This window comes from Lentibacillus kimchii (assembly GCF_055381965.1).
Genome location: NZ_AP043934.1, coordinates 1,188,836 through 1,202,100 on the forward strand (window position 1 = coordinate 1,188,836; position 13,265 = coordinate 1,202,100).

Genomic DNA, 13,265 nt, shown 5'->3' on the forward strand with positions numbered 1-13,265 from the left:
ACGTATAAATTGGTATGATGGAAAAAGAATCTAACCATTGAGGGGAGGTAAACAAAATGTTGGAAACAGTTTTTGGCGTTGTCTGTTTTGGAATTCTTGCACTTAACATTGGTTACTGTATGTTTGATAATGAATAATCTATCCCCTGTCTGCAGCCATTGCTTTAGCGGTGTTCCAGTGCTGCTACATGATGCTTTGATAGACGCTCATCAATTATAATAAAGGGACTGGGACAAAACGAAAGCGAATAGCTCAAACTTCGAACAATGCTCCGATTCAGCGGAGGAAAAGACGGAGACTCCTGCGGGAGCAAAGGATAGGTGAGACCCCGGAGCGCGCCACAGCGTGAGGAGGCTCACCAGCCGCCCGCGGAAAGCGACGTGTCTTTCCGCAGCGGTTCAGTCACGCAAGTGGTTCGCACTTTTGTCCCAGCCCCTTTATTAAGTCTCCGTGCAGCAATGGCGCCATAAACCACTTGAAGCCCGTGATAACCGGACGTTTTTGCGCGGCTATTTTTCCTGCCTGGCGATTTTCTTTAGTTCTTGTGTCATGCTTTGTTTATACGCATCATCGGAGTTAAGGATGACGCCGAGGTCAGCTGAATGGGGATACGTTTTAATCCACGCAATGTGTCCTTCAGCCCAGAATGGTGTATCGTTGAGCTGGAATGATAGACTTATGGCTGTCTTATTATGTAAGCTGACAGCATGCCGGCAGTATAATCTGGCTCCCTCGTGGCTGATATCAAGCACGTCAACATCCATACGCCCATTGTTAACGGTTAATTGACCAGTAATGGGGCTGGCAAATGTATAACGATAGGCTTCATTCCGTTTGAAATGCATTCAGGACAACTCCTTCCAGAAGTAAACGTCTCTTAAGCTGAAACTTATTATGTATTGGTTTCCCTGACTTTTTCTCCATGGGTCTGCCCGCAGTAATAGCGCTTCTTCTCTCATCCTTAAAATCTGATTTTAATCACTGATCATCAGCCAAGAGATGAACGTTTCCTTACACCAGTTGTTAAAAAGTGTTCAAATAATTCTGATACGAAGGTAACCCAATAGGTTATAATGGTATTAACCTTAGTAAGGGGGTGTATGAATATGCGTCCAGCTTATCTGAGCTTTGAAGATCTCGTTAAACAATATGAGCAAGAATTATGGGAAAACGAACGAAAAATAAAACAAATTGATAAACATTCTGATAGAAATGATGCACATCAGGAAAATGCGACAAAGGATCAAGCCAAGGAACATTATAATTTTAAGGATAACATACAATAAGACGCATCAGCACTTCAAATATAAAAGGAGCTGGGACATAACAGGCGAAAAGCTCACCAGATGCCCGCGGAAAGCGCGAAGTCTATGCCGCTGTTCGGGTTTTAGTCATAAAAAATACGTTTGTCCCAGCCGTTTTCTTTCATTAAATAATCCGGCCAAACAGCAAAATTCTCTTCAGCCAATCAAATCATATAGAGTATATACAGGTCTCAATTGGGCCATATTGACTAATATGAAGATTGGGAAGGGGAGATTTGACCATGTCATTTACTAGCCTTAAAGAACTGCTTCCGGCATCCGCTGACGGGACCTATGTGGTCATTTTCAGCAGTATCGTTGTGCTGTATATCCTGATTCGCTTATTCATCAATTGGGTTATAGCTTCAAATGCAATTAAATTATTAAGCTATCTAATGACTAGTTTTGTCATGCTGATTTCATTGCTGGGCGGAATTGTTCTGACGAGTATGTTTCAAATGCTGTTATTGGAGGAAGTTCTGCGCAGCCTGGCTGTTTTTGGCGGTTGTCTGGTGCTGGTTCATGCTGTCCAGCATATGTTCCGGAACAAAAAAAACCGTGTGCAGTAGGTGCACTATTGCGTCGTATCATACTGCTGCCGCATCTGTTTCAGCCAATCGATGATCACTTGGTGCTCCTGCGCAGGCATTGCTTTTCCTGATGGGGCCAAAGCAGCGACCTTCTCCTGCTCCTCAGGAGATAAGCGTTCAAATGCATCTTTAAACGTGTGAGTGTGTTCAGCATGGCTTTTCAATTCGTACAAGAAATCTTCCATTTCAATTGTCATATCGTATACCTCCTTTATTTAGACTAAACCCTCATTACAAAATATTCAGATATTAGGAAAAGATGACGGACAAATCTATTATTTGTGGCAGTTCCCTTGAATTATCAAAAAACGCCTGGGCGCACAGGCGTTTTACCGGGATCGATGAAATGATTTTTTGGGGGAACGTTCAGCCTGCCCGAGCGATGAAGGCGTGAAATGAGATGATCTTTTATAGGGTTGAGACTTTTGTTTTTTAGGTGGCTGCCAATCGATATGACGATAGACGATTCGTTTCGCCTGTGAAAGTGACATCCTGGTGGGAGGATTGCGATAGTTCTGATCCAGCTTGCCCAAATGGTCAAGCTGTCTGAAGTCATCTTTGGCTGGAGGTATATGAAAGAAATACTTATCCACTTTAACAAGAAGTGTGGAGTTCTGGTTACTAAACTTTGGATGATCTGAAAAGTGCAGGCCGATTTTTTCAGCACGGCTTTCTTTCAAGAGACGTTTAATTGATTCCTTTTTAATCGTATAAAGATGCTTGGGCTCTGGCGCAGTCTTGGCATGGCGGTTGATGGTGAAGAGTGCTTGCGCCAGCTCATCAAGCGGAATAGACTCATATTCGTTCATTCATATGCCCCTTTCTCGAAATAGTTAAAACAGCCTTCATTACATATGTCTATCGTATCGTAAAGCCCGTCCTATTTCAATCTTTTAAAGACCGGATTACGCTGCAGATGTTATTTTTATGATTTAAAAAGATCACATCATGTCTTTGATATCCGCAACGATTTTTTCCATGTTACTGGCTTTTTTTCCGTTATAGCTTTTAATTGCCTCTCCCTCAGGGGTTACAATGTAAAAGCTTGTTCCATGCATGAATTGATTCGAATCAGGCAGCTTTTCTAAAATAGATTTAAATGACTTAACTGAAAACTTCTTGATTGTATCAAAATCGTAGCCTGTCAGCAGATCCCAATTGTCTGTTGTTCCGCCGCGTTGTTGGGCGTATTCTTTTAATGCCTCAGGCGTATCGTGTTCAGGGTCGACACTGAAGGAAACGAGCTGAACATCATCCTGGAGACCTGCGTCTTTTAGCTGGTCCTGTAAAGAGGCCATATTTGCTGTCATAGGCGGGCAAACCGAGGTGCAATTGGTGAAAATAAAGTCCGCGATCCAGAACTTCCCTTCCAGATCACTCTTGTCAACTTCTTTTCCATCCTGGTTTGTAAATGTGAAGTCCCGTACTTTATATGAAAAATCGCCATCATACTGCTCACCGCATGCACTTAAGAGCCCGATGAACAGTAATAATGGAAAGATAATCTTGAATTTAGTCATACCGATCCCCCATTCATTGTCCATTTTCAGAATAGCATGTTTGCCGGGAGAAAACTATGGATAAATTGTTACAAATAAACCTGGGGACACATCATGTATGAGAGTGAGCTGTTAGTTTTGTTGTTGCAGTGTGTAGACCTGAATTTCCGGTTTACAGAGAAAACGGTAGGGCAGCCGGGTTGTCCCAATGCCGCGGCTCACGTAAAGTGTTAATGGTCCATTTTCGAAATTGTGTTTTCCATCAACATATTTTCGGGCATATAGCGGAGTATACAGATGTCCGAAAAAAGGAATACGCACTTGTCCACCATGGCTGTGTCCGGATAATTGCACATCGACAGGAAAGTGAACGGTGTTATCGGCATAGTCCGGTTCGTGCGCCATTAGAACTGTGAACAATGTCTGGTCAGTGCCGGCGAGTGTGCGCTCAAGATCCGGTTTTCCCAGCATCACATCATCAATACCCGCCAGCACAATGGGTTTATTTCTGGAGATTATTTCTGTCGAGTCATTCTTCAGCAAGGTGAATCCGCCCTGATTCATCACTTTTTTAACAATATCTGATCCATAGCCACCATGGTCATGATTGCCATATATCCAGTATTTTCCCTTAGCTGCTTTAAGTTTCTGCAGCAGTATCACCAGATCATCCCCCCAGTCATACGTGTCGGGTCTGTCAACAAGGTCTCCGGTGAATAAAATGAGATCAGGCTTCTGATGATTAATCGTGTCTACAAGTTCCGCAAATTGGTCTATTGAATAATGATAGCCAAGGTGGGTATCGCTGAACTGAACGATTTTAAAACCGTTAAATGTCTTCGGTAGTTTGCCTGAGACGAGTGTTTCCTGCTGAACATTCAGTAAACTCGGTTCGATGTCCCGTGCATAGTAATAGGTTCCGCCACTCAATCCGGCAAAGGCAAGAAAACTGCCAAACAATTTTTTTAAAAAAGCGCGTCTGTTCATAAGCGTCTGCCTTTCAGGAGTTTTATAGCATTTTATCTATCACAATGTATTTTAACATGACAGAGAATATTCTGCTGACTATTAAACAAGTCTATTTCTTTAATTTTTGACTTTTATGTCAATTCAAATTATGATGTTAATAGATATGACACTATAAAAAGGGTGAGGGATTGACATGAGACAACCAACAGTTATCGTGACTGGCGCATCTAGCGGTATGGGTAAAGCAATAGCTAAAAAGTTTGTGATGGAACAAGCGAATGTTGTCATAACTGGACGGAATGAAGAACGGCTGAACGAGGCTAAAAAGGAACTCGATGAGGCGGAGGCAGGGAATGTGCACACAATTTCCATGGATGTACGAAAACCTGAAGATGTTCAGCGAATGGTGACAGAGGCCGTTGATCACTTTGGTACGATTGACCACCTTGTTAACAATGCTGCGGGAAATTTTATCGCACCTGCTGAAGAATTATCCGTTAATGGGTGGAACGCGGTCATAGATATTGTCTTGAACGGGACATTTTATTGCAGCCGTGAGGTGGGTAAGTATTGGATGGATCAGGGTATGACAGGATCTATTCTTAATATGGTTGCTACCTATGCGTGGAATGCCGGAGCAGGTGTGGCTCACTCATCTGCTGCTAAAGCAGGTGTTTTGAATTTGACACGGACGCTCGCGGTAGAGTGGGGGAGTCAATATGGTATTCGCGTTAACGCCATTGCACCTGGACCGATTGAACGAACAGGGGGTGCTGAGAAATTGTTTCAATCAGAAGAAGCTGCTAAGCGAACACTTCATTCAGTACCGTTAAAACGTTTAGGTCAGCCAGAAGAAATAGCTGATCTGGCTTACTTTCTTTTATCGAAAAAGGCTGCCTATATAAATGGTGAAGTGGTCACTATGGATGGAGGTCAATGGCTCAACGAATTCCCGTTTTAAAGCAAGAGATGTGTGGATGACCAGCCTGTTCTTTACAAATTCTTTCAATACAAAGCAACCATAACGATGTTGCTCTCATATGACTTGTGATAGACTGGAAGTGCAGTCAATCATGCTGACATTTCAGCGTTCAGTATTGAAAGGGAGTGTTTCACATGAGTGCAACACAAGATAAAGAGCTCACAGATATCGTTATTGGTGATTTAATGATTCCCTCGGAAAAGGTTGCACATGTTCAGCTGAACAATCCTTTGGAGCATGCACTGCTTATACTGGTTAAGTCCGGTTATTCAGCAGTACCTGTTTTGGATTCGTCCTATAAACTGATTGGAACGATAGGTAAAACATCGATTTTAAATAACGTATTAGGACTAGAGCGTTTTGAAATGGAAGCGCTGTCTGATATACAAGTACAGGAAGCCATGAATACGGAGATACCCTGCTTACAAACAACGGATTCATTTTTAGAAGGGCTAAAAGTTGTGATCAATTACCCATTTGTTTGTGTTGCTGATGAAGAGGGCTACTTTGACGGTTTATTAACAAGACGTGTTATTCTAAAACAATTAAAGCGTGATTATTATTCATTTAAAACAGACACAGAGTAGTGACTACCACCTACTTTGATCATAAAAACTTCGGTTCAATTGAAAGAACCGAAGTTTTTGTTGCTATGCGTCCTCGTTGCGAATCGATACGGTCTGTGGAAATGGTGTCTCAATGCCTGCCTCATCAAAGGCCTCTTTTATTTGTTTCCGCATGGCACGCTCGCATTCCCATTGGAGACCATTTTCGGTCTGACCAACGACACGCAGGACAACATCAGACGAACCAAAACCCTGGACACCAATAGCATCAGGGCCTTCCTTAAAACGCTCATCGTCTTTAAATTCAGCACAAACGTTTTCCAGTATCGCAATGGCTTTATCAATATTGTGATCATAACGGATACTGATATCCACAAGCGCACGCATATTGCCGCGCGAATGGTTAGCTACCCCTTCTATATAACGATTCGGTACAAAATTCAACGTACCATCAAAACTGCGGATTTTGGATGTCCGCAGGCCTACCTCTTCGACAACGCCATCATAACCTGCCGTTGTCACATAGTCATCTATCTCCAGCTGACGCTCCAGCAGAATAAAAAATCCGGTCACAACGTCACTGACCAGCCCCTGAGCGCCAAAACCAATAGCCAGTCCAACAATCCCGGCGCCTGCAAGCAATGGTCCGATGGGAATATGAAATACGGCAAACAGCATTAAAATAAAGGCGAAAATTAAGCCATAGGAAAACACATTGATTAAAAGTTTTTCCAGGGTTTTACTGCGTGACGGCGAAATTTTTTGATTCTCACCAGCTTTATGCATGATTTTTTCAATTAGCTTCTTACCGATTGGGTTTAAAATGATAAACAATAAAATCAGCAAAACAATTCTTAATAAAGCTGGAACGATAACACTCAGCAAATTGTTCAGGTCAAACGATATACCAAATATATCCAATTTGTTTTCTCCTTTCTGTGATGTTTTTAGGTTTTAAGCAACCATATAATTATAATTTACCCTGAATCGACATATAAAAAACATTTTGTAACATTTTTTGCTATACAAGTCAGTCAATTTTAATTTAATTAAAATAAAAAATATTACAAAAGTATAGATTTTTGAGTTAACAAGAGTTATATTAGATATTATGAAATGACATCAGGGGAGGGAAAATACAGTGGACATATTCAAAAGATTAAAACCCTTTTTCTGGCCTTATAAAAAGTATTTATTCACGTCGCTGGCTTTTTTGTTAGTGGTCGTGGCTATAACGGTTGTGTACCCAATTGTTCTGCAATTAACAATTGATGAGGTAGTACTTATGGAACGGTATTCCCTCATTCCGTATATTGCGGGTGGTTTTTTTCTGATTATGATTGTGAAAAGCATTTCGGCTTTCATACATCAATATACGGGAGATCTATTTGGCGTAACCGCTGTGTATAAAATTCGGGAAGCCCTATACGACAAGCTGCAGGTATTATCTTTTAAATATTATGATAACGCCCGAACCGGCGACCTTATGGCACGTCAGACAACTGATGTGAATGGTGTTCGTAATTTTATCTCCTCTGGCATATCAGACCTTGTGGAGATTACGATGCTGATTTTATTCAGTCTGGGAGTCATGTTTTACTATTCCATACCGCTTGCACTGATCACAATGGCCTCTATACCCTTTTTAGCAGTGGTAGTTTTTCAATTTGACAGACGGGTGCATCCGGCATTCAGGGGCGTTCGCCGTTCATTCGGACGCCTGAATACCCGCGTACAGGAAAATGTCAGCGGGATGGACACCGTGAAATCGCTCTCGAAAGAGGATTTTGAAATCAGCCGGTTTTCTGACAGTAATGAAGATTACAGACAGCATTATTTGTTCACCTCACGCATTTGGTCAAGGTACTTTCCTGTTATGGAATTAATCGGAAATATATGTGTTGTCTTATTGCTGGCTTTTGGCGGTGCCCTAGTTGCGAATGGCGATCTCAGTCTGGGAGCATTAGTCGCTTTTTTTAGTCTTGTCTGGTATATCATGGACCCACTGGTGGATCTCGGGTTTGTTATCAATACGTATTCTCAGGCCAAAGCATCCGGGGAGAGGATTCTGGAAATTTTGGATGCCAAAGAAGACGTAATTGATCAAGAAGATGCTGTCGACATACCAATTACTGGGCATGTCACATTCCGGGACGTCACCCTAACGTATACGCAAAATGATGAAAGGGCTCTTAAACAAATCAATTTCGATGCTCCGCCTGGAACGATTATCGGACTGATGGGGGCAACTGGTTCAGGGAAGACAAGTATCACACAGCTCATCCCTCGTTTTTATGAACCTGAGCAGGGTGAGGTGCTGATAGATGGGAGGCCGGTGATTGATTACCAGCTGCGAGCTCTGCGTCAGCAAATCGGTTTTGTCCTGCAGGAGTCCTTTTTGTTTTCCACCACGATCAGAGAAAATATCCGTTATGGTGACCCATCTATTTCAGAAGAGCAGATTATAGATGCGGCAAAAAGGGCACAGGCACACGATTTTATTTCGCAAATGCCGAACGGTTATGACACGATGCTGGGCGAGCGCGGCATGGGGCTGTCTGGTGGTCAAAAACAGCGTATAGCGATTGCCAGAGCCATATGTATTAACCCAGCTATTCTTGTCCTCGATGATGCAACATCAGCGGTTGATATGGATACCGAGTTTAAAATCCAGAAAGCATTAAAAGAAGTGATGAAAGGACGCACGACCTTTATTATCGCGCATCGGATAGCCTCAGTAAAACATGCGGATGCAATTCTTGTCCTGGAAAATGGTGAAATCGTTGAGCGGGGCACGCATAAAACATTAGTTCACAATCAAGGACCATATGAACGTATTTATAATATTCAGTATCAGGATCGAGAACAAGTCTTGGAAACATCAACATAACAGGGGGGGATGACAGTGAAAGAGGCAACGAATGAAAACCGTCATCTAAATCGCTTTTATTATACGGTTGACCAGGCTGTTGAGAAACCATTTAACTGGAAGCAAATGTGGCGTTTACTGGGCTATTTGCGTCCGTACAGCAAAACGTACTTGCCCGGTGCCGTTATAGCGATGTTTATTTCGACAGCTGTCCGGCTGATTGTTCCGATCCTGATTGGTAAAGTAGCTTTTGACCACATTCTTGCCAATCAAAATATGACCATGCTGACCTATCTTGTAATCATTATTGCTGGTTTATATGTCTTGAGCTATGTCGGCAATATTTTTCGGATTAAATGGGTGAATATACTTGGGCAAAATGTCATTTATGATTTGCGTCAGCACTTATTTTCCCATATTCAGCGATTATCACACCGCTTTTTTGACAGACGCTCAGCCGGATCAATTATTGTAAGAGTTATGAATGATACTAATTCCCTGCAGGATCTGTTCACGAACGGTATTATCAATTTGCTGATGGATATGGTCATGCTGGTTGGAATTGTTGTGATTCTGCTGGTATTAAGTCCAAAACTGGCACTGGCTATTATGGTCGTGCTGCCGATCATGTTTTATATTTCTACAAAGCTGAGGCGTAATATTCGGCGTTCGTGGCAGAATGTGCGCATCCAGCAGTCGCGAATGAATTCCCATCTCAATGAGAGCATTCAGGGTATACGCATCACGCAGTCATTTTCCCAGGAAGCAGCAAATGGCGCTTATTTTGAAGGACTTAATACAGATAATTTCAAAGGATGGCGCACAGCGGTTAAAAAGAGTGCCATGTTTGGCCCTGTCGTGGAAATGTGTAATGCACTGGGCACAATTATTCTGATTTCCTACGGTGCCTTTCTTATCCTTCAGGGTGAGGCAAATGGCGGCATTGCTATCGGAACATTTGTCGCGTTTGGCTTTTATATCGGGATGTTCTGGGAACCTATCTCACGTCTGGGGCAGGTGTATAATCAGCTGCTCATGGCAATGTCAGCTTCGGAACGTATTTTTGAATTCCTTGATGAGCAACCGGATGTCGTTGATAAACCAGGTGCTGTTGATATTGCTGACATTCAAGGGGCTATTACATTTGATCATGTTCAATTCGCTTATGATAGTGACCGGATTGCTTTAGAGGATATATCGCTGGATGTTCAAGCAGGGGAGACGATCGCACTTGTGGGTCATACCGGCAGCGGAAAGTCCACCATTGCTAATTTGATCAACCGTTTCTATGATCCGACAAAAGGGGCTGTCAAAGTGGATGGCTATGATTTGCGTGATGTTCGCTTAGATAATTTGCGTCGTGACATTAGTGTTGTCCTGCAGGATACGTTTATTTTTTCCGGCACCATTATGGAAAACATTCGTTTCGGCCGTCCGGATGCAACCCATGATGAAGTCGTTGAGGCGGCACAAATGGTAGGGGCTGATGCTTTTATCTGGGGACTGGCAAATGGTTATGATACAGAAGTAGAAGAGCGCGGCAATATTCTTTCGGCAGGTGAACGGCAGCTGTTATCATTCGCCCGGGCATTGCTTGCTGATCCGAAAATTATCATACTGGATGAAGCAACAGCCAGTATTGATACTGAAACCGAGGTTAAAATCCAGGAGGCACTGCAGCGATTACTAGAGGGACGAACAGCTATTATTATCGCTCATCGCCTGTCAACAATCAGAGATTCGGATAATATCTTTATTTTGGAAAACGGCCGGATTTTGGAAAATGGCAGTCATGATGAATTAATGCAACAGCACGGAACGTATTTTGAATTGGTTAAGTCTCAATTTGACATGCTCGATGCGATTTGACTCCTTGACACAAAAGCATTGCCCATAGCAGTGAATCCAGGCTGGGACGCAGCACAGTGTATGACATCAAGGCGTGAAAAATGGTTTAGCAAAACCGCATAATTAAGATAGTTCTCTGATGCCATATAACGCTTGGTGTGATAAACTTAGGACAAATGACTTTTGGAGGAACCGGAATGAAACGTGATTATGCCGTAATTGGATTAGGCCGTTTTGGCGGCAGTATATGCACAGAACTCAGCGAAGAAGGCAGGCATGTATTAGCGATCGATGCTGATGAGGACAAGATAAATGAGTTCAAAAATATAGCATCGTACGCTGTGATTGCAGATTCAACAGATGAAGCAACATTGAAGGATCTGGGCATTAAAAATATTGATCATGTTATCGTCGCTATCGGTGATAATATCCAGGCCAGCATTTTAACAACTGTTGTCCTGACTGATCTTGGCATTAAAAAAATAACCGTAAAAGCGCAAAATGATTATCATGAGAAAATATTAAACCGTATTGGTGCTGATCAGGTTGTTCATCCGGAGCGGGATATGGGAAAACGTATTGCCCGTAATATAATCTCCAGCAACATTCTTGATTATCTGGAATTGTCGGATGATTACAGTATTGTTGAAGTGAAGGCAGGTAAAAAGATGGACGGACGAACAATGATTGATTTGGATATCAGAGCCAGGTATGGCTGTAACGTTGTCGCTGTTAAGCGCGAGGATTCTATTAACGTGTCTCCGGCAGCTGATGATGTGCTGGAAGAGGATGATACGCTTATTATCATTGGGGCAGATAATGATCTTTCCCGATTTGAAAGGCATTTAGTGTTTTGATGAAGGAAACCGTTAAATAAACAGTGCAGCGTCAGCACGATAAAAAAGATGGCATGAAATTATTTCATGCCATCTTTTTAACTTAACACCAATGCGCGCCATGGTTATCGCTCTTAGACTTCCATAATAATAGGCAGAATCATTGGTCTGCGTTTTGTCTTTTTAAAGAGGAATGGTGCAATGGTATCGGTTATTTCGTTTTTGATTTCAGACCATTGACTTGTTTTACGTTCCATGACTTTGTCCAAGTGTTTGGCAACCAGTTTTTGAGCCTCTTTGATCAGATCCTCCGATTCTCGCATATACACAAAACCGCGAGAGATGATATCGGGACCTGAAGCAATTTTGAATTCCTTCATGTTGATGCTGACCACAATCATAACCAGGCCTTCTTCAGACAGAATGCGGCGGTCGCGCAGGACAATATTACCGATATCACCGATTCCGCTTCCATCAACATATATGGCGCCTGAGGGGATTTTTCCGGCAATTTTCGCATTATCATTGCCCAGAGCCAGGACATCACCGTTATCCATTATGAATGAATTTTCCTGTTTGACATCACATGCCTCACCAAGCTTCATGTGCTCCTTAAGCATCCGGTATTCACCATGAATTGGCATGAAATACTTTGGCTGCATTAGTCTGAGCATCAGCTTCTGTTCATCCTGGCTTCCATGACCGGATGTATGGATATTACTCAGTGGCCCGTGGATGACATCAGCACCTGCACGATAAAGTTTATTAATGGTGTTGCTTACGCTTACAGTGTTGCCTGGGATCGGCGACGATGAAAAAACAACCGTGTCACCGGGATTAATTTGGACTTGGCGGTGTGTGCCATTAGCAATTCTGGACAGAGCTGCCATTGTCTCGCCCTGTGACCCCGTGCACAGAATCGTTACTTTATTAGCTGGTAGACGATTAATCTGATTCGCTTCGACGAATGTATTATCGGGCGCTTCAATATAACCAAGCTCCTGGCCAATGCGGATAGACGATTCCATACTCCGGCCAAATACAACAATTTTCCGGTCATGCTTGACCGCTGCTTGAACGACCTGCTGCAGACGATAAATATTCGACGCGAATGTGGCAAAGATCAGCCGTCCGTCAACTTTGCTGAAAATATCGTGGATGTTTTGCCCAACAACGCGTTCGGACATTGTAAAACCTGGTACTTCACTGTTTGTACTGTCTGAAAGGAGGCAAAGCACGCCTTCTCTGCCGATTTCAGCCATTTTTGTCAGATTGGCAGGATCGCCTACAGGTGTGAAATCGAATTTGAAATCACCAGTATGGACAATATTGCCCGGAGGCGTTTTGACCACAATGCCATAGGAATCAGGAATACTGTGAGTCGTACGGAAAAAAGAAACGGATGTTTTACGGAATTTGATCACATCATCTTCTTGGATGGTGTTCAATTTGGTGTTGCGCAGTAAGCCATGTTCTTCAAGTTTGTTGCGAATTAAGCCGGCCGCAAGTTTTCCTGCATAAATGGGCACATTTATTTCACGCAAAAGGTATGGAATGCCTCCAATATGATCCTCATGCCCGTGTGTTATGAATAAACCTTTAATTTTGTCCTGGTTTTGCGTCAGGTAGGTATAATCCGGAATAACATAATCAATACCTAAAAGCTCGTCCTCAGGAAATTTAATTCCGGCATCAACCAGGATGATTTCGTCCTGAAATTGGATGCCATAAGTGTTTTTCCCGATTTCGCCGAGTCCGCCTAATGCAAAAACCGCCGCCTGATCATTTTTGACAAATTTCAT

Annotated in this window: 14 protein-coding genes; 7 read left to right on the forward strand and 7 right to left on the reverse strand. The window is 42.7% G+C overall.

Annotated elements, in window-relative coordinates; genetic code table 11:
* Nucleotides 1–509: 509 nt before the first annotated feature.
* Nucleotides 510–845, reverse strand: coding sequence for a PilZ domain-containing protein (locus tag ACZ444_RS06450; protein ID WP_382357135.1), 336 nt, complete (start codon nucleotides 843–845; stop codon nucleotides 510–512).
* Between the two features lie 261 nt (nucleotides 846–1,106).
* Here ACZ444_RS06450 and ACZ444_RS06455 point away from each other — a divergent pair, with 261 nt between their 5' ends.
* Together ACZ444_RS06455 and ACZ444_RS06460 are read left to right on the forward strand one after the other, a co-directional pair.
* Nucleotides 1,107–1,286, forward strand: a complete 180-nt coding sequence (locus ACZ444_RS06455; protein ID WP_382357136.1) for an FbpB family small basic protein — start codon at nucleotides 1,107–1,109, stop codon at nucleotides 1,284–1,286.
* Nucleotides 1,287–1,546: 260 nt separating this feature from the next.
* Nucleotides 1,547–1,873 (forward strand): hypothetical protein, encoded by a 327-nt coding sequence (locus ACZ444_RS06460; RefSeq protein ID WP_382357137.1) that lies wholly within the window; start codon nucleotides 1,547–1,549, stop codon nucleotides 1,871–1,873.
* A gap of 5 nt (nucleotides 1,874–1,878) precedes the next feature.
* On the opposite strand, the gene ACZ444_RS06465 is transcribed toward ACZ444_RS06460, so the two are convergent.
* From ACZ444_RS06465 to ACZ444_RS06480, 4 genes are all read right to left on the reverse strand, one after another.
* Nucleotides 1,879–2,091, reverse strand: a complete 213-nt coding sequence (locus ACZ444_RS06465; RefSeq protein WP_382357138.1) for a hypothetical protein — start codon at nucleotides 2,089–2,091, stop codon at nucleotides 1,879–1,881.
* A 132-nt stretch (nucleotides 2,092–2,223) separates the two neighbouring features.
* Nucleotides 2,224–2,703 carry a YkyB family protein gene (locus tag ACZ444_RS06470; RefSeq protein ID WP_382357139.1) on the reverse strand — a complete coding sequence of 160 codons (480 nt, stop codon included), beginning with the start codon at nucleotides 2,701–2,703 and terminating at the stop codon, nucleotides 2,224–2,226.
* Nucleotides 2,704–2,835: 132 nt separating this feature from the next.
* A complete protein-coding gene (locus tag ACZ444_RS06475) occupies nucleotides 2,836–3,414 on the reverse strand; it encodes an SCO family protein (protein WP_382357140.1) in 579 nt (192 codons plus the stop codon).
* Between the two features lie 111 nt (nucleotides 3,415–3,525).
* Nucleotides 3,526–4,380, reverse strand: coding sequence for a metallophosphoesterase (locus ACZ444_RS06480; RefSeq protein ID WP_382357141.1), 855 nt, complete (start codon nucleotides 4,378–4,380; stop codon nucleotides 3,526–3,528).
* Between the two features lie 175 nt (nucleotides 4,381–4,555).
* Between ACZ444_RS06480 and fadH the strand changes: the two genes are divergently transcribed.
* A complete protein-coding gene (gene fadH, locus ACZ444_RS06485; RefSeq protein ID WP_382357142.1) occupies nucleotides 4,556–5,323 on the forward strand; it encodes a 2,4-dienoyl-CoA reductase in 768 nt (255 codons plus the stop codon).
* Nucleotides 5,324–5,478: 155 nt separating this feature from the next.
* Nucleotides 5,479–5,931: a cyclic-di-AMP-binding protein CbpB gene (gene cbpB / locus ACZ444_RS06490; RefSeq protein ID WP_382357143.1), complete on the forward strand. Its 453-nt coding sequence runs from the start codon at nucleotides 5,479–5,481 to the stop codon at nucleotides 5,929–5,931.
* A 63-nt stretch (nucleotides 5,932–5,994) separates the two neighbouring features.
* On the opposite strand, the gene ACZ444_RS06495 is transcribed toward cbpB, so the two are convergent.
* Nucleotides 5,995–6,831 carry a mechanosensitive ion channel family protein gene (locus tag ACZ444_RS06495; protein WP_382357144.1) on the reverse strand — a complete coding sequence of 279 codons (837 nt, stop codon included), beginning with the start codon at nucleotides 6,829–6,831 and terminating at the stop codon, nucleotides 5,995–5,997.
* Between the two features lie 220 nt (nucleotides 6,832–7,051).
* On the opposite strand from ACZ444_RS06495, the gene ACZ444_RS06500 reads away from it, so the two are divergent.
* From ACZ444_RS06500 to ACZ444_RS06510, 3 genes are all read left to right on the forward strand, one after another.
* A complete protein-coding gene (locus tag ACZ444_RS06500; protein WP_382357145.1) occupies nucleotides 7,052–8,800 on the forward strand; it encodes an ABC transporter ATP-binding protein in 1,749 nt (582 codons plus the stop codon).
* A 9-nt stretch (nucleotides 8,801–8,809) separates the two neighbouring features.
* Nucleotides 8,810–10,648: an ABC transporter ATP-binding protein gene (locus ACZ444_RS06505; protein ID WP_382357146.1), complete on the forward strand. Its 1,839-nt coding sequence runs from the start codon at nucleotides 8,810–8,812 to the stop codon at nucleotides 10,646–10,648.
* 176 nt (nucleotides 10,649–10,824) lie between these two features.
* On the forward strand, nucleotides 10,825–11,484 hold the full coding sequence (locus tag ACZ444_RS06510) for a potassium channel family protein (protein ID WP_382357147.1): 660 nt from the start codon (nucleotides 10,825–10,827) through the stop codon (nucleotides 11,482–11,484).
* A 113-nt stretch (nucleotides 11,485–11,597) separates the two neighbouring features.
* On the opposite strand, the gene rnjA is transcribed toward ACZ444_RS06510, so the two are convergent.
* Nucleotides 11,598–13,265, reverse strand: coding sequence for a ribonuclease J1 (rnjA, locus tag ACZ444_RS06515; protein ID WP_382357148.1), 1,668 nt, complete (start codon nucleotides 13,263–13,265; stop codon nucleotides 11,598–11,600).

What these genes read in the sequence shown, in the direction of transcription:
- ACZ444_RS06450 (WP_382357135.1), bottom strand. Translation starts at nt 845, where the DNA reads ATGCATTTCAAACGGAATGAAGCCTATCGTTATACATTTGCCAGCCCC.
- ACZ444_RS06455 (WP_382357136.1), top strand. Translation starts at nt 1,107, where the DNA reads ATGCGTCCAGCTTATCTGAGCTTTGAAGATCTCGTTAAACAATATGAG.
- ACZ444_RS06460 (WP_382357137.1), top strand. Translation starts at nt 1,547, where the DNA reads ATGTCATTTACTAGCCTTAAAGAACTGCTTCCGGCATCCGCTGACGGG.
- ACZ444_RS06465 (WP_382357138.1), bottom strand. Translation starts at nt 2,091, where the DNA reads ATGACAATTGAAATGGAAGATTTCTTGTACGAATTGAAAAGCCATGCT.
- ACZ444_RS06470 (WP_382357139.1), bottom strand. Translation starts at nt 2,703, where the DNA reads ATGAACGAATATGAGTCTATTCCGCTTGATGAGCTGGCGCAAGCACTC.
- ACZ444_RS06475 (WP_382357140.1), bottom strand. Translation starts at nt 3,414, where the DNA reads ATGACTAAATTCAAGATTATCTTTCCATTATTACTGTTCATCGGGCTC.
- ACZ444_RS06480 (WP_382357141.1), bottom strand. Translation starts at nt 4,380, where the DNA reads ATGAACAGACGCGCTTTTTTAAAAAAATTGTTTGGCAGTTTTCTTGCC.
- fadH (WP_382357142.1), top strand. Translation starts at nt 4,556, where the DNA reads ATGAGACAACCAACAGTTATCGTGACTGGCGCATCTAGCGGTATGGGT.
- cbpB (WP_382357143.1), top strand. Translation starts at nt 5,479, where the DNA reads ATGAGTGCAACACAAGATAAAGAGCTCACAGATATCGTTATTGGTGAT.
- ACZ444_RS06505 (WP_382357146.1), top strand. Translation starts at nt 8,810, where the DNA reads ATGACAGTGAAAGAGGCAACGAATGAAAACCGTCATCTAAATCGCTTT.
- ACZ444_RS06510 (WP_382357147.1), top strand. Translation starts at nt 10,825, where the DNA reads ATGAAACGTGATTATGCCGTAATTGGATTAGGCCGTTTTGGCGGCAGT.
- rnjA (WP_382357148.1), bottom strand. Translation starts at nt 13,265, where the DNA reads ATGAAATTTGTCAAAAATGATCAGGCGGCGGTTTTTGCATTAGGCGGA.